The following is a 22,985-nucleotide window of genomic DNA, read 5'->3' as shown; positions in this document are numbered from 1 at the left end:
GAATGAGTAATCGCGTTTGGATTATTGACGACGACAGATCAATCCGCTGGGTGCTGGAAAGAGCGCTATCGCGTGAGGGGATTGATACCCAGTGCTACGAGAGTGGCGACCGCGCCCTGGATGATTTCTATAGCGATTCACCGGATGTGGTAATTAGCGATATCCGCATGCCGGGTTCCGATGGTTTTAAATTGTTACAGCGCTTCCAGGCTGAACGACCGAGCTTGCCGATAATTATTATGACTGCGCACTCGGACCTGGATAGCGCGGTAGCCGCTTATCAAGGGGGCGCCTTTGAATACCTGCCCAAGCCATTTGATATTGATGAGGCCGTAGCGGTAACCCGACGGGCCTTGATGCACGCTAGTGAGCAACGTGCTGAAGAGCAGGTTGAGCCAGAGAATGGCCAGGGTAATAAAGAAATTATTGGTGAAGCGCCGGCGATGCAGGAGGTCTTCCGTGCGATTGGCCGTTTGTCTCATTCCAACATCACGGTTTTAATCAACGGTGAATCCGGTACCGGTAAGGAGTTGGTGGCGCAGGCTCTGCACAATCACAGTCCGCGCAGGGATAAGCCATTTATTGCATTGAATATGGCGGCTATACCCAAGGACCTGATGGAGTCTGAATTATTTGGCCATGAAAAAGGGGCCTTTACTGGTGCCAGCTCCCAGCGTGCCGGACGTTTTGAACAGGCCAATGGTGGCACCCTGTTTCTAGATGAAATTGGTGATATGCCCGCAGATACGCAAACCCGGTTATTGCGCGTGTTGGCTGATGGTGAATTTTACCGTGTCGGTGGCCACACCCCGGTCAAAGTGGATGTGCGTATTATTGCGGCGACTCATCAGGATCTGGAAGAGTTGGTATGTCAGCATAAATTCCGCGAGGACCTGTTTCACCGCCTGAATGTTATTCGCATCCATATTCCAAGACTGGCGGATCGCCGTGAGGATATTCCGCGATTGGTGAGGCATTTCTTTAATGCTGCGGCAAAAGATCTGGGGGTGGAGTCAAAGATCCTAACCAAGGAAACTGAGGAATATCTCTCTGGGCTGGATTGGCCCGGTAATGTGCGACAACTGGAAAATACCTGCCGCTGGATTACCGTAATGGCCTCTGGGCGCGAGGTGCATATTGAAGATTTGCCACAGGAGTTGCATCAGCAGGGCGCGACGACAGAAACACCGGCAGACTGGCAAAAAGCACTGCGCTTGTGGGCTGACCAGGCCCTATCCTCTGGGCAGCGCGAAATTTTAAATGAGGCTGTTCCCGCATTTGAAAAAGCGTTAATAGAAATTGCGCTTAAGCATACTGCTGGGCGTAAACGCGATGCAGCTGATCTATTGGGATGGGGTAGAAATACCTTGACACGGAAGCTAAAAGAATTGGAGATCGGTGGGGAATAAAGAGAATTTGTGCTTGGGGAAAATTTTTCTCCAAGCACATTTTTCAATTAAAATAGATTGCAGCTGGTTTTAGGGATCCTCTGATCAACGAAGCATTTTTCCAGAATTAAGCTGAGCTGCTTGAAAAATTCACTTTATTACGCACAAACGCGTAATTTTCGCGTAATAGTCCCCTAATTTTTCATCTGAAACCCTCAATAGGTGGGTTTCAGGCGAACCACCCCTAGGCAGCCAAGTATTTTCTCCCTATTAATAAGTTGGTAAAGCCTGCCAGTAAGCACAGCCTCTCAGTATTTTTTACCAGTCCCCGATAGCGGACCTTGTCATAACCAAATACCCGTTTGATGTAGCGGAAGGGGTGCTCGACCTTCGCTCTTATCTGCGCCTTGATCTTTTCCGCTTTACGGAGTGCATCACGCCCTGGAAGAGTTTTTAGCTTGCTCGGCTTCATTGCTATATACCAATCCGCCTCCCGCTCTTTCAACTCTTCACGTTTCTCCGCACCAATGTACCCAGAGTCTCCCCAGATTCTTTTCTCCTCCCCGTGGAGAACTCGCTCTGTGGTTGTGACATCATGCGAATTCGCTGCTGTTGTATCTATGCTATGTATTACTCCGAGCACATCATCAACCCCGATATGCATTTTCATCCCAAAATGCCACTGATTGCCTTTCTTTGTTTGATGCATTTCCGGGTCACGTTCTTTCTTTTCATTCTTAGTTGAAGTTGGCGCAGAGATAATAGTGGCATCTACAATCGTGCCTTCACGCAGTACCATCCCATTCTCAGCAAGGTGTTTGTTGATTTCATCAAAAAGAGCTGCACCTAGCTGATTGAGCTCCAGTAAGTGGCGAAAGTTAAGAATCGTTGTTTCATCGGGAATTGGGCTACTCAAAGTCAATCCAGCAAAACTACGCATGGATTCAATTTCATACAGTGCATCTTCCATAGCGGGATCACTGAGATTGTAAAATAGCTGCATGCAATGAATACGAAGCATGACACTCAATGGATATGGCTGTCGGCCACGTTTACCTTGTGGGTAACAAGGAGTGATCTGAGCTTCTAGTCGCTGCCATGGGACGAGGGTTTCCATTTGAGAAAGAAACTTCTCTCGGCGAGTTATACGACGCTTTAGCTTATATTCTGCTTCGGCAAAGGTGACTTGGTGCATGATTCATCGTAGTCTTGATGGGTAGGTGAATATTACCAAATTGACTCAGAATTATTCAGAGGTTCCTTAGATATCTACTTTTTTAAAGCGGCCAATGAAGCCGTTTTTATAATCTGTCTGGCCTTCTTCTAGTCTTGAAGAGAAGATTTCAAGGTAAGACTCAAGATAGTAGATATCCTCATCGGTATTGATAAGTCGTAATCGCCTTTTTTTCCATAGTATGCAGTCTTCAGATTGTCCCTCGCAGGATGGCAGGTAAGCAGCAGTGGAATTCTCCTCCGTTTCCAGATTTGGATCATAGTAGTGGTTCGAAACTATTGAGCCGTCTGCTGCTATCTCCCACGAGCCTTTGCGTTCATCCGTCATCCAGTCATAGTCAGAAAATGGATTGAATGGATCGAGAGGGTAGGTAAATTCTTGTTGAATAGTTCCATTATCGGAATAAACGACTGCCCAAATATTGGGAGTTGGAAATGAAGTGTGAGTCTCCACTCTTAATGGAGGAGCCTCAAGTGGTGTGTCATCTTCTTCAACCAAAAAACTAGAAAATATATCTGTTGTGCCATCGCTACCTGTGCTAACGGCAATGACCCTGGTCGCATTTCCGAATGTACTCGTGGGAATGTAACGTGTTTGTTGGCCACTTTCGTAGTTTATGACTAATTCATTAGTTAGAACTGCTGAAAATGTTTCTTCTTCTTTTAGGTCCGGCCCAAATTTCTCTTTACCAGTATTCTCAGAGTCCATGCTGAACTTTCCAGAGAAGTATTTGCAGTTGCAGTTTTGGTGGAAATTTGGATGGTAAGTTTTAGTTGAAAAGTGACTGGGAATTGATTCCCAGGAGGCGGAATAACTTGTATTTATGGTGTTTAAGTATCTTTTTTCGCTGTATTCATATTGCTCCCCGCTCTGGCTTGTACAAGTGCTATTGAGGTTGATCTCCAGTACCTGGCTATATGGCGTCGAATAAATATGCCTTGTATTAAAGTTGCTGTTTCGAATATCTATACAGTTATGAAGGCTGAACCTGCCCCAGCTTACTCCGTCAGCTATTTGTCCATTAATGTCACCGTCCTCATCCAGTGACAGAGTGAACTCTCCAATTCCAATAAAATTAGCTGTGCCGGAATTTTGTAATTCTTCCTTGAGTTGTATGACCCCGGGTATTAAATTGTCGCTGCCTGAGCTTCCAGTCAAAAAGATTGTTTCTAAGGATTCATTCAGCCTGTAATTCTGTTGGTGAGAGTAATTATTGTCTAGGATTTTCAGTAGAAGCTCATCTGCATACTCTTGATTTGATTGAATTATGTCTTCTACATAGGCTTTTGAGAATGAATAATCTCTGATGAAGTCTGTCGTATTTGAATATCTATCTTCGAGAAAGAAAAAGTTCGTGTTGTCTGAGAACTCTTCATTAATTGCACCTTTTAGGAATATAGCTAAATTAATAGCATCCTCCATAGGCACTTCGAAAATATGTTTTTTTAGGTCTTCAGTGGTTGTGATTTCACTGTTGTTGTTTGATATCTCTGCAAGGTTGGAGATCGACGCTGATAAGCTGTTTAACACTAAACCCGGGTTATTGTTGAGGTAGCTTACTTCATTATTTATTGCTTGGCTCGAGAGTTCACTAAATGACCCAGCATAGGATTTAAAACTATAACTCCAGTCATCTGAGACCGCACCCTGCGCAATTATGGTTACTAGCTCGTCGCTATGTCCGCCTTCTATTTCAACCGTGAATTCATTGTTGTTTGTTTGCTCGGCAGTATAATGGCTTTCGCCAATGCTGACTGTTATTTCTGGAAACTCAGAGAAGCTTTCGTCAAAGACTCCATGTAGGGTAATTGATGGTACTTCTGGTGTCGGCTCTGGGCTAGATGAATTGCTTCCACCTCCGCTACATGCACTAACAAGAATCAATGATGCTGCCAGTATTGTTAGGTGTCTGGTCAGTTCCTTCATAACCTCTCTCTATATTCAATATTAATTATTGGCCGTATGATACCTTTGTGAAGTTAAATTGCACGGCATAATAGTGGTACGCATGCATTAAGTTATATAGCTAAGTTTTCCTTTTATTTTTTTATGAGCTTATGGGGTCGATTAACTCAGCTATTATTATTTTTATTAAATGCTTTATGTGAGCAATCCACAGGTGTTATATGACTCGAGATGAATTGAAAGTCGTTGATGACGTTCCATTCTTGTTTTGGGTAAAAGATAAAAGTGAGAAATATATTTGGGGTAACCAAAGGATATGCGAATTGGCTGGAGAGGATGTGGTTGGTAAAACTGATGTACAATTGGCCTGGGCAGAGAATGCCAAAGCGCTACGTGAAGCTGATCAGCGTGTATTTTCCTCAGGGGAGCCCGATTACCTTCTCGAACATGTCGTTCAATCTAGCCTGGGTGAAGTTAACCTAAGTGTGTGTAAGTGGCTGGCGGATTTTGAAGGAGAGCAATGTTGTTTTGGAATTTCTTTTTCTATTAAAAAGTGATTTTGCAATACAAATAGCCCAAAATTTGAGCTATTTGATATTTATAGTAATTGATCTGGATTACCCTTCAGGTTGAAACTTTTTTAGTTCCCAATTCACCAAGCGTTCGCGCTATATCCTCTGCGCTGGTTGCCGGTTTAATATCCTTGTCAATTTTTTTAATTCGGCCATCTTTACCGATATAAATGGTAACGCGGCGGGCGATATTCATTACGGGAATAAGTACATCGTACGCTTTAGCCGTTTCACCGGTGGGGTCACTGAGTAACGGGAAGTCCGCTTCGCTCTCTTCAGCAAATCGGGTGTTATCGTCAAGATCATCTGTACTGGCCATAAAATAGGTGACTTCATAATCTTTGATCAAGTGACCGTTTTGGGCGAGCGATTTACACTCTATGGTGCAGCCACGGGTGAATGCCTTGGGAAACCAGGCGATCACAACAGCGCTTTTGCCCTGGAGGTCCGCCAATGTGTGGGTTTGGACATCAGACCCCTTGAGAGTGAAATTTGGCGCCATTTCACCTACTTCCAGAGCGAGGCTGGGAAGGCTGATAAACGCAGTAATAAAGAAGGTCAGCAGATATTTCACGAATATTTCCCTTGTAGTTTACCGATACGCCTATGCTACTGCCCTAAGGTCTAACTGGCCAATAGCTCAGCTATAACTGCTATGCTTTATGCGCCAAAGTAAGAATATTGGTGCGTCAATGCACCGTTATGGACTTGCCGTTTTGCAGGGGCTTAAATGCGCTTTGACAGCCTTTTCTACACTCTGCCACTTCCACTGATCTATACCATTTCAGTTGCCGTAGTGCTTTGCGCTTTAGCTGTGGGGATTTATCTGGGGCAGCGGCGGGTAGTGAATGCCAGTATCAAGGAGGATTCTTCCCTGGGCAGTGCGGTAGCTGCCACTTTGGGCCTGGTCGCATTCGTTTTGGCATTTACCTAAGGAACCTCTGAATAACTCCGTAATGCCTCTGCGGGTCTTGAAGGCTGCAGATGTTAGGCGCAGCTCGCCGCGAATGGCTCAGTCCTTTGCAAGAGCTGCAACGCAGCAGCTGTGGCCTTCAAGGCCCGCCCTTCGGGGCTTGCAGAGCGATTCACACTCCGCGTTGCGACTTCTTGAAAGGTCTGGACATTCCTGCGAAGCCGCGCCTTGATTGAGAACCGCTCTGCATGCCAGAGGTATCACGGAGTTATTCAGAGATTCCTTGATATGACAGCCGACCGATTTAATGAACGCAAGGCATTGCTGTTGCAGGAGGTCAATACCATCCAGGCCGCATATTTAAATGCGAGCTTTTTGCAATTGGATAAGCAGAATAAGGCGCGAGACCTAATAGCTGAATATGCAAATCTCAGGGATATTGACCCATCAATCGCCGTCACTCCGGAAGATGTAGCTCGCAGTGAGGAAATTCACCAGGCTCTTTGGCGTTTGATCGAGGCGCACATCGCACAGGATTACAACGCCGATTATTTACGCCAGTTTGCCGAGCAGGTTAACGGGATGGTAGATCTGCACCGTGCCAGGGTTGTGGTTGGGCTGCAATACCGTATACCGGGTCCACTCTGGCTCTCCCTGTACTTTATGACCATTTTGGCGATGCTGGCAATTGGATACCAGTTGGGTATAAGTCGCGGGGGATCTACCCAGGTAGTTATAGCTTTGGCCCTGACTTTCTCAACAGTGATTTTACTGGTGGCGGATTTGGATCGGGCAAATGAGGGAGCGCTGCTGGTTGATCAGTCGCCGATGAGCGATCTCAATTTGCAGCTGAAAGAGCTACAGGAGGCTGCCCACTGAGCTGTTGTGCGAGCTGACTTTGCATATTAATTGGATGGGGCGGAATTAAGGCTTTTCCGCCCCGGGGAACAGGTTAAAGATCTTCAGGTTTTTGTGGCATTAAGACATCTTCGGGATGCACAAACTCACGCATAAAAATTTCCCAGAAGGCGAGGAATAGTGCAGCGAGAAGGGGGCCTATCGCAAAGCCACTGATTCCAAACATAAACAGACCGCCGACAGTGGAGAAAAGCACTAAATAGTCGGGGAGTTTTGTGTCTCGACCCACCAATATTGGGCGCAACAGGTTATCTACCAGGCTGATCACGGTGAAACCATAGGCGAGTAAAATCGTTGCCTTCATGGGTTCGCCAATAGCATAGAGGTAAATAGAAGCGGGGAACCAGATCAATGCGGCACCGACGGCGGGCAACAATGACAACAGTGTCATTAATACACCCCAAAGCACCGGTGCCGGTAGACCCAGCACCCAGAAAATAATTCCGCCCAAGCCGCCCTGGGTAATAGCGACTACCAGATTTCCTTTAATGGTTGCGCGAGTGACTTCAGCAAACTTTGCCAGCAAAAGGTGCTCGCGCTCATCACCCAGTGGTAGGGCATGGATAATCAGGTTTACCAGCCTTTCGCCATCGCGAATCAGGAAGAAGGTGAGGTAAAGCATTAAACCCAACATAACGAAAAAGTTAACAGTATTCTGTCCGACCTCAATCGCATTTTTTGCGACGAAGCTACCGGCATTCATCACTCCACCCATCAGGCGCTGCTTGGCCTCCTCGACATCCACGCCAATACTTTCGAGCGTGCTGTTAACCCTGGGGAAAGCACTGCGAATCTGCTCAAAGGATTTAGAAACATCAATTTGTCCTTCCTGGATCCGGTGATACAGAGTTACCGCTTCATTAATAAAAGAGGTGGCCACTACCAATACGGGTATCACCAATAGAACGATACACATAAACAGGGTTAGCAGAGCCATTAAATTAGGCGAATTGGGAAAGCGCTGCATCAACAGACGGTACACGGGGTAGAAAATCAGTGCGGTGGCACAAGCCCAAAAAATAGGGGTAAAGAAGGGTTTTATTAAGAGTAAAAAAGCTACGCTGACCAATAATAAGGTCAATATAAATGAGCGCCTTTCCAGTTTTTCTTGCACTGCGACTTCCTCTGCTTCTCTTTCGGCAGCCCAGTGGTCGGGCGCCTAATTTTTGCTCTATCTAAGCAGATGCAGTGGGGTTTTACCAGCGCCTATATCCGCACGTATCCACGTGAAATCGAATGCCCCGATAGATTCCGAGGCCCATTTGCCATTCGCGGCCGTTGCGCTTGTGGATATCCCTCAGTACGGGCACCAATTGCTCTCGGGAGAACTTCTTTTTCGGAACTATATCCAGCCCGCAGAAATGCAGATGTTTACTTCCCTTGGAACCCCCGGCCTTACGATTGTAATCCACCGTACGCCACCCGGAGACCACAGTTACCGGGCCGACGCGGGGCACTATTTCCCGCTCGATTACCCGCAGAGTATTTACGATGCCCCACCAGAGCTCCTTGGGAGGGATAGCGAATGCGGGTTCGTCCAAATCCTGCCAGTCACTGCCCTGACGCAATAGCTCATAGGGTTGCACAACCTGTTCAACCCGGTTGGAGCGCAGGAATTTTTTGAGTTGAGTAAAGCGTGCATGGTTATTGCCTTTGCTCAGGAAGCGGCTGAATGCCCTCTCGGAAGCTGCCGGATAGCCCTGGATATCGTAAACCTCCGGGATCATTAGCAGCGGTAGGATATCGATAGGGGATTTCACCCGGTCATCAGCCTCGCGCGCGCGTTCGTAAGTAAAAACAAATAGGCCGGTGAGAATCGCCAGTGCGATTGCCCCAATGATGATGATCCGCCGGCGCAGTTGACGCTGGCCGATTTCTACGCACTCTTTGTTACTTTGCATAACCATCGGGCAGCTCCCTCAATTACCAGGTGCGATAGCCACAGGTATCGACATGAAACAGGACATCGTCAATCAGGCCCATCCCGACATTGCTGTCGGGACCGAGGCGTGCGTGCAGTGTGCTTAGCTCTTCAGCGAGTTCGTTTTTACCGATATTGGAATTCGGAATTAAGTCCAGCCCGCAAAAGTCACGGTGGCGGGGCTGGTCTTCGGTCGCAAGTTTTCGGTTGTAGGCATCAGTGCGGTAAGCGGAAACCACGGTGACAGGGCCAATTAGCGGTATTACCTGATCTCGCACCAGGGTGAGGGTTTTTACAATATTGGACCACTGGTCCCTGGGCGGTATGGCGAATGGGGGTTCCCCCAGTTCCAGCCAGTCCCCTCCCTGTCGCAGAAGATCACGAATAGGAAAAACCTCGGCGACACCCCGGTCCCGAAGCAATTGATTGAGTGCTTGTACGTTGGAGCGGTTACTGCCCTCTCGCAGGAATTTGTTAAAGGTCTCCTCGTTGGCGAGGCGATAGCCACGCTGCTCGATATAGGACTTCTCTTGCGAGGAGAGGAATAGATAGAGCCAGAGGGTAAACAGGATGGCACTGAGTATTAAAGTGAGGGCACTGACGACCACCCGATTGACTCTTTGCCCGGGCGGCTTGTGTGGGAACAGGGTTTCGAAGCGAGTAAACGAGTTACCTGCGGACATAGTGCTCGCGATTGCTGCTGAGAGAGTTATTCCACCGACGCTAAAATCGTCGGCGCCTGTTTACTCACTATAGCCGCAAAAATCGACGGGCCGGGGGCTTGGGATCAGCCACAAAAAAAGCCGCTGCTCCTGAGGGAGCAGCGGCTTTTGGGTCACGGACAGCGCACTGTGCCCGACAACCTCTAATTAGGCTTTAGGGCCTGCATTTTTAACGTCTTCGCTGACATTGAACTTCTCAATGTTCTCGGCGAACAGCTTGGCCAGCTTGCCTGCCTGATCGTCGTAAGCAGCTTTGTCAGCCCAGGCTTCACGAGGGTTCAGGTAAGACTTGTCCACGCCGGGCACTTCCATCGGGATATCCAGGTTCAGGGCATCCAGGTGCTCAGTGGCAACGCCTTCCAGGGCGCCGCTCTGGATAGCGGCAACGACAGCGCGGGTTACCGGAATCGGGAAGCGCTTGCCGTTGTCGCCGGAGCCGCCGGTCCAACCGGTGTTTACCAGGTAGACCTTGGAACCGAACTCTTCGATGCGCTTCATCAGCAGGTCTGCGTATTCGCGCGGTGCACGGGGCATAAACGGCGCGCCAAAGCAGGTGGAGAAAGTCGGGTGGATACCGGCCTCTGCGCCCAGCTCGGTGGAGCCTACGCGGGCGGTGTAGCCAGACAGGAAGTGGTAAGCCGCAGCCTCTTTGGAGAGGATGGATACCGGTGGCAGTACGCCGGATACATCGCAAGTCAGGAAGATAACGTTCTTTGGCTCGCCGGCGCGGTTTTCCAGCTGACGCATTTCGACGTGTTCCAGCGGGTAGGAGCAGCGACCGTTTTCAGTCAGGCTGGTGTCGCAGTAGTCAGCAGTGCCGTGATCGTTGGTTACCACGTTTTCAACGATGGCACCGAAACGGATGGCATCCCAGATTACCGGCTCATTTTTCTGGCTCAGGTCGATGGTTTTCGCGTAGCAGCCACCTTCCATATTGAAGACGGCACCCTTGGTCCAGCCGTGCTCATCGTCACCGATCAGGTAGCGCTCGGGATCTGCGGACAGGGTGGTCTTGCCGGTACCGGACAGGCCGAAGAACAGGCAGGTATCGCCATCTTCGCCGACGTTAGCCGCGCAGTGCATGGGCATCACGTCTTTTTCCGGCAGCAGGAAGTTCTGTACGGAGAACATGGCCTTCTTCATTTCGCCGGCGTAGCGCATACCGGCCAACAGTACTTTGCGCTGGCCGAAATTGATAATTACGCAGCCTTCGGAGTTGGTGCCATCGCGCTCGGGCTCACAGACAAAGTGAGGAGCGTGCAGGATTTGCCACTCTTCCTTGGACTTGGGGTTGTACTTTTCGGCGCGGATAAACATGTTGCGGCCGAACAGGTTGTGCCATGCAGTTTGGGTGGTCACTACCACTGGCAGGTAGTGATCTTCATCCTGGCCCACATGCAGGTGCTGAACAAAAGTATCGTGACCGGCAACAAAAGCCTCTACACGATCCCACAGGGCGTCAAACTTATCCTGCGGGAAAGGACGGTTGACGTTGCCCCAGGCGATGCTGTCGGCAGTGGAGGGCTCTTCTACAACAAAGCGGTCAGCCGGGGAGCGACCGGTGCGTGCGCCGGTTTCAGTCACCAGAGCGCCTGTATCTGACAGCTTGCCCTCGCCGCGCGTCAGAGCCTGCTCTACCAATTGTGCCGGTGATAGGTTCTTGAAGACCATCGCGGAGTCGTCGATCTGTGCCATTCGTGGAATACCCGTGAAAGTTGGACAGTAAATAAAATGGGGCTGCCCAAGGTTTAGACAGCCGTAGAAAATTTTGGGGGCGCATTATTGCAAAATTCAAAATATGCGGATACCAACTATGGCTATTTTGTAGTCAATGACAGCGCTGTCATGGAAAATAATGTCGACTTAAATTCAGGCAATTTATGGCCGAGGCCTTGATTATTCTTTTTCTGAATTTAATAGGGGGAGTAGAGGGACAGGTGGCAGGGCTGCGCTGAGGATTCGGCGGTTGCGCAGCCCTGCGCGGATTAGTGAAGAGTGTGGGGGGGAGCGTTGAGCAGCGACTCAATTTGATCCCGGTCAAAGCGGTACTGGGTGTTACAGAATTGGCAGTCCGCGATAATCTCACCCTGCTGCTCTTCCAGCAGGCGGTAGACATCCTCTGCACCCAGGGAAACCAGCGCGCGGGCGCTGCGCTCTCTCGAGCAGCTGCACTTGAAGCGAATAGTGTCGGTACCCAGGGTCGCCGGCTCCAATTGGTGGAATAGGCGGTGAATCAGCTCTGGGTGGGGAACGGTAAATAACTCCTCGTCAGTTACGGTTTCTGCCAAGTGAATCGCTGTTTCCCAGGCGTCCTGATTTTCTTCTTCCGTGGCGGCATTATTGCCCGGCAGAATCTGCAACATAAGACCGGCGACGGTATTGTCACTGCTTTCCAGCCATACGCGGGTAGCCAGCTGTTCCGATTGCTTAAAGTAGTCTTCCAGGCAGCCGGCCAGGTTGTCCTGCTCCATGGGAACCACACCTTGATAGCGCTCACCGCGCTTTGGCTCAAGGGTAATGGCCAGGGCTCCACGGGGGCCGATCATATCGCGCAGGGTGGCGGTTTCGTCGATTTGTGCACCCTCGGCAACCCGGGCGATGCCGCGCAGGTCGCTGTGGTGAGTGCACTCCGCCATAATCATCGGCACATCGCCTTCGCCACGGGCCTGGAGGCTCAGGACACCTTCGAACTTCAGTGTGGTTGAAAGCAGGCTGGCTGCAGTGAGGAATTCCCCCAGCAGGCGGGCTACTGGCGTAGGCAGCGGGTTGTGTTCCAGTACATCGCGGTAGGAATCAGTAAGTGTCACCACCTGTCCGCGAATATCGTGTTTGGAGAAAATAAAGCGTTCCAGCTGATCGGACATAGGTCGGGGGCTCTCGGTATTAAAACCGCAGGATTTTAGAGGTGGATATGCCTAAATGGTAGCTGTCGCTGATCATTGCTGGTGCAGTAGAGGAAGAATGTAAAGCGCTACCCCATTATCACAATGGGTCAGCGCTTATGGAGGAGGGTAATTAGCCGCAGTAGTATTTAATTTCCCGCTGAAGCTTTTCAGCTATTTGCTGTCTCTCCCGCTCGGTTCGACGAACCTCTTTGCCGTTATTGTCGAGAAACACAACCCGCCCTTGAATGGCTTCAAGGTCATTGCGAGCCTTGTCGCAGGCTTTCTTCATCTTTTTCTGCTTTTCCTGTTTCTCTCGCAACTGGCGCTCGCGGTATTCATCATCAACCTTTTGAGAAACTCTCGATCTCGTTGCGGTTGTTAAAATAGGCCGCCGACTGCCATTGGAGCCAATAGAATTGATCGGGGCCAGATCCCCCGAAACATCCTCGGCTTTGGCGTCAGTCGGGGGGCGATCGCCAAAGTGTACCCGACCACTTTCATCGACCCAGCGGTACATCTCTGCGCTGCTTGCGGTTGCACTAGCGGCCAGTATAAGGCCGCCTATTACGGAACGTAGACACAGTAATTTCACGGCTACTCCATGCCCTTCTATATTTCTATTCTTCTTTATTGGCCAGCTGGCTGAATAACCCCTGTGAATGACGCTGGGGGATGTGGTAGGTCTGCAGTATCAGAGGCTGCTGTTCCTGGGCCTCTGCCGAATCCAAGACCATCCGGTATCCGGAGCGGTCGCGCAAATCTACAAAGTCCTGCTTGTTGCCTTCCATCAATTGAGCGAACTCGTCGAAGTCCTTGATGCTGTGGCCATTTACTGAGTCGATGATCCAGTTCTTCCAGTCGTGGTAACCGAGGTTCACATTGGCAGGCAGTACTTTCAGGGCGACGACCAGCTCGCGGCGTTCCTCGTCACTCCATTGATTGCGGGCATAGAGGTAGTCAATAGGCGCCTTGGAGTGCCAGTTTTTGCCCCAGCGTTTGATCAGGTTCATATTCAGGGGCACAAAGACAACACCGCCGTAGATATAGTAGCGGGGCTGGCGGTCAAATTGCTCTCCCAGCACCATAGCGCGTGAGGGAGGTGTTGCGGCCAGCGTGACCTCAGCGGTCTGCTCTTTACCATCGCGGGAGAAGCGCACCGGTAAACGTTCACCGACATGGTGGCGGTCCACGGCGTAGTGGTAGTTGGTGCGCTGGTTTTCCCTCCACTCCACAGTCCGGTCAGCCGCTACTTTAAAGCCATCGACTTCAAGCAGGACATCGCCGGGTTTAAACACTTCAGCTGCGGGGGAATTGTCGAACACTTTAACGACCATGGCGCCATCCTGGTCTTCCTCGAGACCGGCGGCCTTTTTCATCGATGGGCTTTCCAGGCTCTGGGTTACCAGTCCCAGTTCGGGGAACCCTTGGTGCACATTGTCCTTGGCATCTTCTAAGACATGAGCGATCACGCTGGGGGGGACAAAGTAACCCAGGTTTTCAGCGCTCTGATTGGTTTGCATGGCCACGCCGACGATGCGGCCATTGGAGATAACCGGACCGCCGCTGTTGCCCGGGTTGATTGCCGCATCTATCTGGCCCGCCATCAGGTAGCTTTCCGCATGGGCATAATACTGGTGCTCCACGCGGGAGAGTACTCCGCGGGTAATCGAAAGGGATTTGCCGCCTATGGGGTAGCCGTAGACGGTGACCTCTTCCTGCAGATCGGGCAATTTGCCCAGGGTCAGGGGGCGGGTATCATTGAAAAAGCTTTCGTCATCGACGGTCAGCAGGGCGAGGTCGGCATCGTGGGAGACAAATTTCACTCGGGCGCGGAATTTCTTTGCATCGCCGTGGCGCTGTACCTGGATGAAGCTGCCGTTGGCCACTACGTGTGCGTTGGTCAGGATTTGCTGGTTGCGGATAACGGCACCGGAACCGGACAGCTGCTTGGGGTTGAGCAGGGCCCAGGGATTGAAATAATCCGGGGCGGCGGCGGTGGTGTAAATCTTGATGATTGAGCGCTTGAGCTGCTCGTGTTCTCGGCTGTCTGCTAGGGCGGTTTGGGTACCGAGCAAAATCAGCAGGGAAATGGCGATCAGTCGTTTCAACATGGCTGTTTTCTATCCGGTTAAGTGGGGGCAGTTTAGCAGCTAAAGTGGGAAATGGCGGAAATTTCACCACTTTTGTCTGCTGAGTCTACTCTTGTTCCCGCAGGAAGCGGTGTATCTGGCGGCGTTGCTTTTTATTGGGTCGCTCCTGTTGTATCCCGGCATTGGCTGCCTGTCGCTCGGTTTTCTCTTTTTCCCGGCGGGCGATACTGTCTTCGGTCTCGCGGTATAAGGTGCGCGCAATCTCGGCGCCGCGCCGCTGATCCGATAGAGCGGTTACTTCAACTTCCAGTAAATCCCAGCCCTGGCGGATGCTCAGTTTGACACCGGTAGTGACTTCCTTGCTGGCTTTGACCCGCTGGCCATCGGCGTGGACTTTTCCACCTTCGATCGCCTGCTTGGCAATGCTGCGAGTCTTAAAGAAGCGCGCGGCCCAGAGCCACTTATCGATACGTACTTTTTCCATGGTTTCCTTGTGAAATCAGGCGGACCCGGTGTCCAGTCTACTGCGGTTAAAAGCCATGATCTCATCAAAATGATGGATCGCCGGGAAGTTGGTGATTTCCCGTTTGGGCCCGCAGCTATCCGGTTGGCGAATACATAATAGGTGGGCGATACCGTAGTCCTGGGCCGCGCTCAGAACAGATTGGTTATCGTCGACAAACAGGGTGTTCTCCGGGTCAAATTCCAGGTTATCTCGCAGAGAGTCCCAGAAATTGGCACTCTCCTTGGCATGTCCATAATCATGGGAGGAGATGATGCCGTCAAACCAGCGGTCGATACCGGTGATCTCCAGCTTGTGATCCAACCCTTGACGGTGCGCATTGGTCACGAGGTAGGTGGGCTTTTGCAGTTGTTGCAGGCCGCTCAGAAACGCCTCAGTGTGAGGGCGCAGGGCGATGCGGGTCTCGATCTCGCGCAATATGCTGAGGATATCCAGCTCCAGTTTTTCCGCCCAGAAGTCCAGGCAGTACCACTCCAGCGTACCGCGGCGGGCATTGATCTCAGCCTCGAGCTTCTGCTGGGCTTCCTGTGGGTCAAAGCCGTGGACTTCAGCGTAGCGCTTGGGCAGGTGCGTGAGCCAAAAATGATTGTCGTAATGCAAATCCAGCAGGGTGCCGTCCATGTCCAGCAATACGGTATCGATACTTCGCCAATCGAGCATGGGAGCTATGTACCTCTTTGAAATGGGGCGGGAAGACAAGTTTAGTTGGCTTGCCACTGCCTTCCCGGATCGTTTGCATTATGCCTGGGCGCGGCGGATTCCGTACAGGATACACAGTTGCGCACTGTAGTAGGTGAGCATAATGGCGGCATCGGCTAGCGGTAGTGGGGTGATGAACTTGTTAATAGCAATCAATGTATCTGAAGCCATAAAGATGACAGCCCCGGCAAATAGCAAGGTGGCGTCACCCTTGTGCATTGCGGCTGCGACCGCCATGGCGAGGATAGCCAGCAGATACGCTAATACTGCCGGGGCTAAATCCCCAGCAGCAGGGAGGATAATTTGAGCCAAAAGCAGTGCGGCAATCACTACAGGCAGTGTCTGAATAAGGTTGCGCCGATTGGGGGGCTCCGCAAAACGCAGGAAGCCCAGCGCGTAGATTAGCTGGGCAATAAGAAAAGCACCCAGTCCAAACACAAAGTGTTGGGGGAATTGCATTTCGAGGAGTACATCCCCGATGGCGGAGGAACTGAGGGCTAGAAAAGTGAAAAGCAGGGTTTTGCCCCGCAGCTCCAGTCTGGCAATCATCATTAGACACAGTATCGGCAGCGCTTTTAGCGCGGGCATCCACAAGTTATCCAGTTTCCAGGTATCCAGAAAGATGAATAAAGTGGCACTGGCCAGAAACATCGGTACCAGGTAATTGCGAAAGTTGTGCTGGGGTGCGGAATTTTCTACGGACATAGGTACTTACCTTATTTTTATTTTGTATACCTCCCCATCAATTTAACGGTTTTCCTCCGCATCATCGATAGCTTGTACTCTCTAATTCCAATTGAGTTTTCTCCAGTGCCGGTCGCGGGACATTTCTGGGGTAATATGGAGCATCGAAAATACATGCCCGGCAGTTATTTGCCTTGAGCACTAGTCATGGAGAGCCTCACTGATGAAAGCGGCCAATATTCTGGAAACAATCGGCAATACCCCTCACGTAAGAATCAATCACCTCTTTCGCCCCGATATAGAGGTTTGGATGAAGGTTGAACGCTTTAATCCGGGCAGCAGTATTAAGGACCGAATTGCCTTGGCGATGATTGAGGATGCAGAGCGTCGTGGAGCACTGCAGCCCGGTGGGGTAATAATCGAACCGACCTCTGGTAATACGGGTATTGGACTGGCGATGGTTGCTGCCGTGAAGGGTTATCGCCTGATCCTGACCATGCCGGAGTCTATGTCGGTAGAGCGTCGCCAGGTCATGAAAGCAATGGGCGCAGAATTGGTCCTTACACCTAAAGAGCGCGGTATGGGCGGCGCTATTGCTAAGGCGGAGGAGTTATTGGCCTCACATACGAATAGCTGGATGCCCCAACAATTTAATAACCGCGCCAATGCCCAGGTGCACCGGGACGTTACCTCCAAGGAAATCTTGGCTGATTTTCCTGAGGGGCTGGATTATATGATTACCGGTGTGGGTACTGGCGGGCATATCACAGGCTGTGGTGAAGTCTTAAAAGAGCACTTTCCCAAATTACAGGTCTATGCGGTAGAGCCGGAGAAATCACCGGTGATTAGCGGTGGAGAGAAAGGCCTGCATCGTTTGCAGGGTATCGGCGCCGGCTTTGTACCCCAGGTACTCAATACGGAAGTACTCGACGGTACTGTATTGGTAAGTGAGGAAGACAGTTTTGAAATGGCGCGTCGCTGCGCATTAAAAGAGGGAATTTTTGTGGGTATCTCCTCCGGTGCCAGCCTTGCGGCCCTGAAAAAGCGCGAAGGGGAGATGGATGCGGGCAGCCGGGTACTGGTATTCAGCTATGACACTGGTGAGCGCTACCTGTCCGTTCAGGACCTTTTCTCCGCCTAAGACTTTATAATGGTGAGTTAACAGAGTATGGAGTTGTAATGGATAAAGCACTTTTAGAGCAGGTGATAGAGATCTGCAAACGCGCGGGAGAAGCGATTCTCGAGGTGTATCACAACAGCGCTGAGTTGGAAGTCGAGACAAAGAAAGATGATTCCCCAGTAACTGCTGCAGATCTGGCCGCTCACAAAGTACTGGAGCCGGCGTTGGCACAGCTTATCGAGGGAGTACCGGTTTTATCAGAAGAGCAGGAAATGCCCTCGTTCGAAGAGCGCAGTCAGTGGCAGCGTTACTGGATTGTCGATCCGCTCGATGGCACCAAAGAATTTATCCGACGCAACGGTGAATTTACCGTAAATGTCGCGTTAATCGAAAATGGCGAGCCCGTTTTGGGGGTGGTTTACGTACCGGTACTGAATATCACTTATGCCGGCTGCAAGGGCGAAGGAGCCTTTAAGCGCGATGCCAATGGCGAAACTGAAATTCGGGTGCGTCCACTGAGGCCGCGCCTGGATAATAGTGAAGTTGTTGAGCTTGTGGCCAGCCGCAGCCATGGAACCGGCACTGTCGACCAGTTGGTACAACGTATCGAGTCTGAGCTAGGAGCTGTCGAGTGCAAAAATATGGGCTCCTCGCTGAAATTATGCCTGGTTGCTGAGGGGGCAGCAGATTTGTATCCGCGTCTGGCTCCTACTTGCGAGTGGGATACTGCGGCAGCTCAGGCTGTAGTTGAAGCAGCAGGTGGTATTGTTGTGGACGAAGAGTTTAATTTGTTGCGCTACAACACCAAAGACTCTCTGCTAAATCCCTTTTTCTATGTAATTGGCGATTCTTCTTTTGATTGGCAATCCCTACTGCTGGATAAGTCCGCTGCTTAGGGTGTGACACCAATAAACATATAGAGAGTATATTTGTGCCTCCACCACCACTGGTGGAGGCTTTAAAGGGGATCTGGATATTTCCAAATTCAGGAGGCTCACTGATGTCTGGACCCGATCTGCGCTTTAACCAGGATAAAGGTGAAATTCGCTGTTTGCGTCGGGAACTGGAGGAGGAGATAAACTGGTTGCAGCGGCATTTTGAAGCCCTCTCCAATACAGTCGATGCAAATGATATTGCGTTGCGGCGCACCTATAACAGCATGCTATTTTCCCGCCGGGCCCTATTAGGTAGGATGCCCCGTTAACTAAATTCCAAATATTTTCTTGTGTGAAAAACTGTAGTGCTGCAGGTTTTAATTTGAATACGGCAGTTCTTCCTGCTCAGTGCTGTCACTTATAGTGTTGAATCTGTGCCAGCGCGAAATATTATTTTCCGGCTAATTAGCTAATTTCCTTGCCAAATTCCCCCGTAAAATGTAAATCAGTCTACGCTTTGGAAAGCTAATACATAAGAGTATTTTTCAATGCGCTACCCGGTTGTGGTGCACAATATTGAATATGCCGGATTTGGTGCCATTGCACCGGATCTGCCGCATTGCCACTGCTATGCCGATACCCTTGAGGGGACCCTGCAAAAAATGGCTGAAACGATTTTTCATCGGTTGGAAGAGCTCCGCCAGGCTGGACAGCCAATGCCGCAAGCAGGTGATGTAGACAACCTGAAGAAAAACCCGGCTTTTGTAGGAGGCGTCTGGGCCATTATTGATGTAGAAACAACTTGAAATAATTCACTGAGCTTGAACTTGATGACTGGCTTTTTGATGTGAGTGGCGATGATAAAGCTATCCGTCTACCTGCTTTCCTTTTTTATAGCTGCGTCCAGTTATGGATTCGAGGCGAATAATCCTTTTGATGGTGTCGCCACGGGAGAGTACCGGATTATCGGTACCGTTGGTTTTGGGAGTGGCGAGCAGCAGTTAAATAAGCAGCGGGATTCTTTTGGCTATGTCAGCCTTGGAATTACGCCGGCGGTAGGAGTCTGGCAAGTTGAGCTGCGGGCGTCACATTTTGATGATAATCATGTCACAGTAGATCAGGTAGGTTTAAATTTTAAAATTGATTTTACCCTGAATTGTCACGTTCAATGTCTCTATTGGATGGTGGGATATAATTATGCCGATGTGGATTTGAATAATGTTGTAAGAAGAGGCTATTGGTATCGAGAATACCCACCATTTTATCCGGATGATCGATATATCTATATTATTGATGCCAGTGGCAGTGATACCTTTTGGAATGCCGGAGTGGGTTACCGAATTATGTGGACTCAGGATTTCGATACTTCATTAGAGTATAACTACAATAATATTGGCAAAATAGAACGTGTTAACCTCGGGCATCTGCGTACCCTGAGTTTGAATTTTTCCTACCGCTTTTAGTTTGCCTCCCACCTTTTACTACTGGGATGGAAGGAAAGAATACACCGCACTCGAGACACGCTGTGAATACATCCCTGTAAGCTCCTAATCGGCATCCATGCCTCATAGGGTCCCAAGCGCGGTGTATTCTTTTCTTCTCCCTTTTTAGTAACTTATTTTTCCCAATAATTTACTCGTAGAAATTTCTCAATTAACTACTGATTTTCTGGGGAGTGAAAAAGGGGGTCGGGGACCCCCAATAGCTTTTAAATTCGATAAATGGCTTTCAGCCAGAAGGTGCGTCCCGGTTCGTTAACCCGGGTCAACTGATCGAAACCAATAATATTGGCTCCAGAGCGACTGATATGTTCTGCGTAAGTCTCATCGAATAGGTTATCGATACCGGTAGTTACCAGTACACTTTTACTGGGTTTCCAGCCTGCATTGATGGAAACGACGTTGGCAGAGTCAGTTGCACCAATATCCTGACCAACAATATTGCCTTTGCCGATATCCACCCGGTCCTGGCTTGCGATAGCGCGCCATAAAACACCTGCTGACCACTGGGCCTGTTCATAGTAGAGTCCCAGGCGGCCCTCCAGAGGCGGCAGTTGTGCCAAGGTAGTGCCATCGGTTTCGTTGGCACCGCGAACAGATGTTACGGTGAATTCAGTGCGCCACTGCTCGTTGAGCTGATATGAGGAGTCAAACTCCAAACCCCAGGAGCGCGCCTGGATGTTTCTGATAATGGAGGTAGTGCGAGTATCGGAGGAGTCCATACCATCCATATTCATACTACCCATAGAGTCCATGCTACTCATTACTGCCACTTTTTCGTAATCCTTCTCAATCATCAGGTAGTCATCAATCTGATTGACGAATCCGGAGACACTGGCAGAGAGTTTTTCACCGCGATAGATATAGCCGATATCCAGCTGGGTGGTCTTTTCTGATTCGATATCCAGTGCGCTGTAGGAGTCTGCTGTCTCGTAGGAGAAAATTTCCCAATAATCGGGGAAGCGCTCAGTGTAGCCGAGCCCGGCAAAGAGTGTGGCAGAACTATTGGGGCCGCTCTCGAGACTATATTCATAGCGCAGGAAGCCGCTGCTCAATAGCTCTGAGCGAGTTTCTCCCGCAGTGGGGTTATCCACTGAGGACATCATGGATAGAGCAACTTCATCGCGAAGGTCTTTTACTTCCCAATCATCCACTCGTGCACCGGCGATCCAGCGCTGATTGGCTGCGACCTGCCAACTGACCTCAGAAAATAACCCCAGCTGGCTAAATTCGGCATCGGCCTCTCGCTTCATATCCCGGTAGTCCATGGTGGACTGGTTCATGGTCGAGCGGCCGGTGTGGCGATTTTCCCGGGCATCAATTCCACTGGTCAATTCCACATCGTCCATAGGCGTAAACACCAGAGCCATCTTGAAACCTGTGGTCTCACTATCGAGATTCATGACCATGGGGGTAGCGGTGCTGGATAGCTCGCGCAGGCTGTAGTTATCCATGATGTGGTCGATATAGTTGTAGTAGGCCTGGAGCTCAATTGAATCGAGCCAGCTGCTGATATTGCTGCGGACATATTTCGCTTTGTGGCTCTCACGGGCAAACTTGGAACCGTCGACTCCCCGATCTGCATAGGCAGCTTCCCCATCGCTAAATGCAGTATCAAACTCGACCCGTGTATCGTCGCTGGGTGTCCAGGCCAAATTGACCTGGCTGCTCCAGCGCTCATAACTGGAATTTACCTCATTGCCATCCCCGTCTTCGTAGTCGTCCGCAGATGCCGAGGTCGAGGAGCTGCGGATAGAAAACTGCGGCGAACTATAGGAGATATCGAATAGACCATCGCGACGCTCGGCACTGGCGCCGAGCAGGCTCGCATGCATATTCCAGTCGCTTTCAGTGGGGCGCTCCTGCTGCTGATTAAATACAACTACGCCGGCGGAATTTCCCGGGCCATAGAGGACGCTCTGTGGCCCTTTAATAACTTCAATTTCGTCCATTGCCTCGGGAAAAATATAGGCTGTAGGTGGGTCCATTCGGCTGGGACAACCACCCGCCATTGTTTCTCCATCCACAACCATTCCCAGGCGAGAGCCCCCCATTCCGCGAAGCATCGGATCGCCACTGGTGCCGCCTTTACGCACTACGGAAAATCCCGGAATTGTTTTCAGGTAGTCGGCGCCGTCATTGGCAGGTAATGGCTGACGGGGTTTTTTCGGATCGGTTACCAGGTTGAGGGGGAGTTCAGTTTTTACCCCAGTAACCACCATTTGTTCCATTTCACTATCTTTTAATGGTTCTGACTCTTCGGATTCTTCCGCTGCGAGATGTGCTGAAAAGGTACAGCAGGCAGCGAGTGCCAGGCTGAGAGGTTTTTTCAGAAAAATTTTTGCGTTGATGCTCTGATGCATGGTTTTCAATCCTTTTCGCTGGCGTTTCGAACACGCAGCAGTGAGCGCGCACGCCTGAGTAATATTTGGCGCACGCGACATATCCCCACCTGAAAAAGTGGTCGTATTTTGGCAAGACCCAAAGCGCTGAAAATGTTAAGACAGCAATGAGACTTGCGGTCCACAGCGAACTGCGGAGTGATGGTGTTGGAATAAAAAAGGAATTAAACCGGGGGGGCGCGAATCAGTGGGCGGCTGTAAGCGTTAGAGATAACGCGGAAAAAAGCCGGATAAGAGGGCGGTTGAGTAAAACCGGTTAGGACTATTTCCAGTTCTGTAGTTGGTGCGCTGGCAATACTGGCAGCGGCGGAAAAATTACAATGGTTATCGGCAAATGAGTGAGCGGTAAGCGTATCGTGGTTGTGGCTTGAAGAGTGGTCGCCGTGATGATCGCTGTGAGAGTTCGCTTTGAGGGTATTGAGCAATAAAGCGCTGCGGCTATCGCCATGGCAGAGCCCATAGGGCGTTCCCGCTGCAAAATCTGCCGGCATAAAACCTGCAGGAACCAGGCCTCGCGCGCTGAGAAATACCAGCAATAGCAATAGCGCCTGCCACTGGGACAGACGGGAACAGTATTGGGTGGTGCGCTTACCGCTCATAAATAAGAAGGTCTGTACTTTGCCCGGGCCCATTTT

At 50.4% G+C, this 22,985-nt stretch carries 24 protein-coding genes; 9 read left to right on the top strand and 15 right to left on the bottom strand.

From position 1 onward, the window contains the following. Positions 1-2 precede the first annotated feature (2 nt). The gene (gene ntrC, locus ACJJIQ_RS19155) at positions 3-1,409 is read left to right on the top strand and encodes a nitrogen regulation protein NR(I) (protein WP_444926203.1); all 1,407 of its coding nucleotides are present in this window, start codon (positions 3-5) and stop codon (positions 1,407-1,409) included. A 223-nt stretch (positions 1,410-1,632) separates the two neighbouring features. On the opposite strand, the gene ACJJIQ_RS19150 is transcribed toward ntrC, so the two are convergent. Continuing rightward, the gene (locus ACJJIQ_RS19150; RefSeq protein ID WP_444959510.1) at positions 1,633-2,583 is read right to left on the bottom strand and encodes an IS5 family transposase; all 951 of its coding nucleotides are present in this window, start codon (positions 2,581-2,583) and stop codon (positions 1,633-1,635) included. 66 nt (positions 2,584-2,649) lie between these two features. Further along, entirely contained in the window at positions 2,650-4,548 is a 1,899-nt protein-coding gene (locus tag ACJJIQ_RS19145) for a hypothetical protein (protein ID WP_445362753.1), read from the bottom strand. 200 nt (positions 4,549-4,748) lie between these two features. Here ACJJIQ_RS19145 and ACJJIQ_RS19140 point away from each other — a divergent pair, with 200 nt between their 5' ends. Beyond that, positions 4,749-5,084: a PAS domain-containing protein gene (locus ACJJIQ_RS19140; RefSeq protein ID WP_444906941.1), complete on the top strand. Its 336-nt coding sequence runs from the start codon at positions 4,749-4,751 to the stop codon at positions 5,082-5,084. Positions 5,085-5,151: 67 nt separating this feature from the next. Here the strand turns inward: ACJJIQ_RS19140 and ACJJIQ_RS19135 are convergent, their stop codons facing one another. Then, complete coding sequence (locus tag ACJJIQ_RS19135; RefSeq protein ID WP_445362752.1) at positions 5,152-5,673, bottom strand: peroxiredoxin family protein; 522 nt, start codon at positions 5,671-5,673, stop codon at positions 5,152-5,154. Between the two features lie 156 nt (positions 5,674-5,829). Between ACJJIQ_RS19135 and ACJJIQ_RS19130 the strand changes: the two genes are divergently transcribed. Beyond that, entirely contained in the window at positions 5,830-6,033 is a 204-nt protein-coding gene (locus tag ACJJIQ_RS19130) for a hypothetical protein (RefSeq protein WP_444918516.1), read from the top strand. Between the two features lie 267 nt (positions 6,034-6,300). Beyond that, on the top strand, positions 6,301-6,891 hold the full coding sequence (locus ACJJIQ_RS19125) for a bestrophin-like domain (protein WP_445362751.1): 591 nt from the start codon (positions 6,301-6,303) through the stop codon (positions 6,889-6,891). Between the two features lie 73 nt (positions 6,892-6,964). On the opposite strand, the gene ACJJIQ_RS19120 is transcribed toward ACJJIQ_RS19125, so the two are convergent. The 10 genes from ACJJIQ_RS19120 to ACJJIQ_RS19075 form a co-directional block, all read right to left on the bottom strand. Further along, positions 6,965-8,044: an AI-2E family transporter gene (locus tag ACJJIQ_RS19120; protein WP_413663709.1), complete on the bottom strand. Its 1,080-nt coding sequence runs from the start codon at positions 8,042-8,044 to the stop codon at positions 6,965-6,967. 82 nt (positions 8,045-8,126) lie between these two features. Beyond that, positions 8,127-8,837 carry a D-Ala-D-Ala carboxypeptidase family metallohydrolase gene (locus ACJJIQ_RS19115; RefSeq protein WP_444895775.1) on the bottom strand — a complete coding sequence of 237 codons (711 nt, stop codon included), beginning with the start codon at positions 8,835-8,837 and terminating at the stop codon, positions 8,127-8,129. A 16-nt stretch (positions 8,838-8,853) separates the two neighbouring features. After that, positions 8,854-9,534, bottom strand: coding sequence for a hypothetical protein (locus ACJJIQ_RS19110; RefSeq protein ID WP_445362750.1), 681 nt, complete (start codon positions 9,532-9,534; stop codon positions 8,854-8,856). 186 nt (positions 9,535-9,720) lie between these two features. Next, positions 9,721-11,268, bottom strand: coding sequence for a phosphoenolpyruvate carboxykinase (locus ACJJIQ_RS19105; RefSeq protein WP_282930824.1), 1,548 nt, complete (start codon positions 11,266-11,268; stop codon positions 9,721-9,723). Positions 11,269-11,558: 290 nt separating this feature from the next. Further along, positions 11,559-12,437: an Hsp33 family molecular chaperone HslO gene (gene hslO / locus ACJJIQ_RS19100; RefSeq protein WP_445355456.1), complete on the bottom strand. Its 879-nt coding sequence runs from the start codon at positions 12,435-12,437 to the stop codon at positions 11,559-11,561. Positions 12,438-12,588: 151 nt separating this feature from the next. Continuing rightward, positions 12,589-13,050, bottom strand: a complete 462-nt coding sequence (locus ACJJIQ_RS19095) for a DUF4124 domain-containing protein (RefSeq protein ID WP_445362749.1) — start codon at positions 13,048-13,050, stop codon at positions 12,589-12,591. 25 nt (positions 13,051-13,075) lie between these two features. Then, positions 13,076-14,569, bottom strand: coding sequence for a S1C family serine protease (locus tag ACJJIQ_RS19090; protein ID WP_444926196.1), 1,494 nt, complete (start codon positions 14,567-14,569; stop codon positions 13,076-13,078). 85 nt (positions 14,570-14,654) lie between these two features. Next, complete coding sequence (locus ACJJIQ_RS19085; protein ID WP_444906949.1) at positions 14,655-15,032, bottom strand: Hsp15 family ribosome-associated heat shock protein; 378 nt, start codon at positions 15,030-15,032, stop codon at positions 14,655-14,657. A gap of 15 nt (positions 15,033-15,047) precedes the next feature. Continuing rightward, positions 15,048-15,731 carry a GMP/IMP nucleotidase gene (yrfG, locus tag ACJJIQ_RS19080; RefSeq protein WP_445359151.1) on the bottom strand — a complete coding sequence of 228 codons (684 nt, stop codon included), beginning with the start codon at positions 15,729-15,731 and terminating at the stop codon, positions 15,048-15,050. A 78-nt stretch (positions 15,732-15,809) separates the two neighbouring features. Beyond that, a complete protein-coding gene (locus tag ACJJIQ_RS19075; RefSeq protein WP_445362748.1) occupies positions 15,810-16,475 on the bottom strand; it encodes a lysoplasmalogenase in 666 nt (221 codons plus the stop codon). A 202-nt stretch (positions 16,476-16,677) separates the two neighbouring features. On the opposite strand from ACJJIQ_RS19075, the gene cysK reads away from it, so the two are divergent. The 5 genes from cysK to ACJJIQ_RS19050 all read left to right on the top strand — a co-directional run bounded on the left by cysK (position 16,678) and on the right by ACJJIQ_RS19050 (position 19,912). Then, the gene (cysK, locus tag ACJJIQ_RS19070) at positions 16,678-17,595 is read left to right on the top strand and encodes a cysteine synthase A (protein ID WP_445362747.1); all 918 of its coding nucleotides are present in this window, start codon (positions 16,678-16,680) and stop codon (positions 17,593-17,595) included. 38 nt (positions 17,596-17,633) lie between these two features. Further along, positions 17,634-18,470, top strand: coding sequence for a 3'(2'),5'-bisphosphate nucleotidase CysQ (gene cysQ, locus ACJJIQ_RS19065; protein WP_445362746.1), 837 nt, complete (start codon positions 17,634-17,636; stop codon positions 18,468-18,470). Positions 18,471-18,574: 104 nt separating this feature from the next. Continuing rightward, positions 18,575-18,778 (top strand): hypothetical protein, encoded by a 204-nt coding sequence (locus ACJJIQ_RS19060; RefSeq protein WP_445359148.1) that lies wholly within the window; start codon positions 18,575-18,577, stop codon positions 18,776-18,778. A 219-nt stretch (positions 18,779-18,997) separates the two neighbouring features. After that, complete coding sequence (locus ACJJIQ_RS19055; protein ID WP_445362745.1) at positions 18,998-19,255, top strand: type II toxin-antitoxin system HicB family antitoxin; 258 nt, start codon at positions 18,998-19,000, stop codon at positions 19,253-19,255. 51 nt (positions 19,256-19,306) lie between these two features. After that, positions 19,307-19,912: an outer membrane beta-barrel protein gene (locus ACJJIQ_RS19050; protein WP_445362744.1), complete on the top strand. Its 606-nt coding sequence runs from the start codon at positions 19,307-19,309 to the stop codon at positions 19,910-19,912. Positions 19,913-20,157: 245 nt separating this feature from the next. Here the strand turns inward: ACJJIQ_RS19050 and ACJJIQ_RS19045 are convergent, their stop codons facing one another. Both ACJJIQ_RS19045 and ACJJIQ_RS19040 read right to left on the bottom strand, forming a co-directional pair. Beyond that, the gene (locus ACJJIQ_RS19045; RefSeq protein ID WP_445362743.1) at positions 20,158-22,311 is read right to left on the bottom strand and encodes a TonB-dependent copper receptor; all 2,154 of its coding nucleotides are present in this window, start codon (positions 22,309-22,311) and stop codon (positions 20,158-20,160) included. Between the two features lie 203 nt (positions 22,312-22,514). Beyond that, complete coding sequence (locus ACJJIQ_RS19040; RefSeq protein WP_445362742.1) at positions 22,515-22,982, bottom strand: hypothetical protein; 468 nt, start codon at positions 22,980-22,982, stop codon at positions 22,515-22,517. Positions 22,983-22,985: the final 3 nt, after the last annotated feature.

Source organism: Microbulbifer maximicatervae (SeqCode) (genome assembly GCF_052468295.1).
Note: the sequence above shows the minus strand (reverse complement) of the source record. Positions and strands in the feature narration are given on the sequence as shown.

Coding starts and splice junctions, on each gene's coding strand:
- ACJJIQ_RS19110 (WP_445362750.1), bottom strand. CDS start 9,534: ATGTCCGCAGGTAACTCGTTTACTCGCTTCGAAACCCTGTTCCCACAC.
- ACJJIQ_RS19040 (WP_445362742.1), bottom strand. CDS start 22,982: ATGGGCCCGGGCAAAGTACAGACCTTCTTATTTATGAGCGGTAAGCGC.
- ACJJIQ_RS19045 (WP_445362743.1), bottom strand. CDS start 22,311: ATGCATCAGAGCATCAACGCAAAAATTTTTCTGAAAAAACCTCTCAGC.
- ACJJIQ_RS19055 (WP_445362745.1), top strand. CDS start 18,998: ATGCGCTACCCGGTTGTGGTGCACAATATTGAATATGCCGGATTTGGT.
- ACJJIQ_RS19145 (WP_445362753.1), bottom strand. CDS start 4,548: ATGAAGGAACTGACCAGACACCTAACAATACTGGCAGCATCATTGATT.
- ACJJIQ_RS19130 (WP_444918516.1), top strand. CDS start 5,830: ATGCGCTTTGACAGCCTTTTCTACACTCTGCCACTTCCACTGATCTAT.
- hslO (WP_445355456.1), bottom strand. CDS start 12,437: ATGTCCGATCAGCTGGAACGCTTTATTTTCTCCAAACACGATATTCGC.
- ACJJIQ_RS19140 (WP_444906941.1), top strand. CDS start 4,749: ATGACTCGAGATGAATTGAAAGTCGTTGATGACGTTCCATTCTTGTTT.
- ACJJIQ_RS19075 (WP_445362748.1), bottom strand. CDS start 16,475: ATGTCCGTAGAAAATTCCGCACCCCAGCACAACTTTCGCAATTACCTG.
- ACJJIQ_RS19125 (WP_445362751.1), top strand. CDS start 6,301: ATGACAGCCGACCGATTTAATGAACGCAAGGCATTGCTGTTGCAGGAG.
- ACJJIQ_RS19085 (WP_444906949.1), bottom strand. CDS start 15,032: ATGGAAAAAGTACGTATCGATAAGTGGCTCTGGGCCGCGCGCTTCTTT.
- ACJJIQ_RS19090 (WP_444926196.1), bottom strand. CDS start 14,569: ATGTTGAAACGACTGATCGCCATTTCCCTGCTGATTTTGCTCGGTACC.
- ACJJIQ_RS19105 (WP_282930824.1), bottom strand. CDS start 11,268: ATGGCACAGATCGACGACTCCGCGATGGTCTTCAAGAACCTATCACCG.
- ACJJIQ_RS19150 (WP_444959510.1), bottom strand. CDS start 2,583: ATGCACCAAGTCACCTTTGCCGAAGCAGAATATAAGCTAAAGCGTCGT.
- ACJJIQ_RS19050 (WP_445362744.1), top strand. CDS start 19,307: ATGATAAAGCTATCCGTCTACCTGCTTTCCTTTTTTATAGCTGCGTCC.
- ACJJIQ_RS19115 (WP_444895775.1), bottom strand. CDS start 8,837: ATGGTTATGCAAAGTAACAAAGAGTGCGTAGAAATCGGCCAGCGTCAA.
- cysQ (WP_445362746.1), top strand. CDS start 17,634: ATGGATAAAGCACTTTTAGAGCAGGTGATAGAGATCTGCAAACGCGCG.
- cysK (WP_445362747.1), top strand. CDS start 16,678: ATGAAAGCGGCCAATATTCTGGAAACAATCGGCAATACCCCTCACGTA.
- ACJJIQ_RS19060 (WP_445359148.1), top strand. CDS start 18,575: ATGTCTGGACCCGATCTGCGCTTTAACCAGGATAAAGGTGAAATTCGC.
- yrfG (WP_445359151.1), bottom strand. CDS start 15,731: ATGCTCGATTGGCGAAGTATCGATACCGTATTGCTGGACATGGACGGC.
- ntrC (WP_444926203.1), top strand. CDS start 3: ATGAGTAATCGCGTTTGGATTATTGACGACGACAGATCAATCCGCTGG.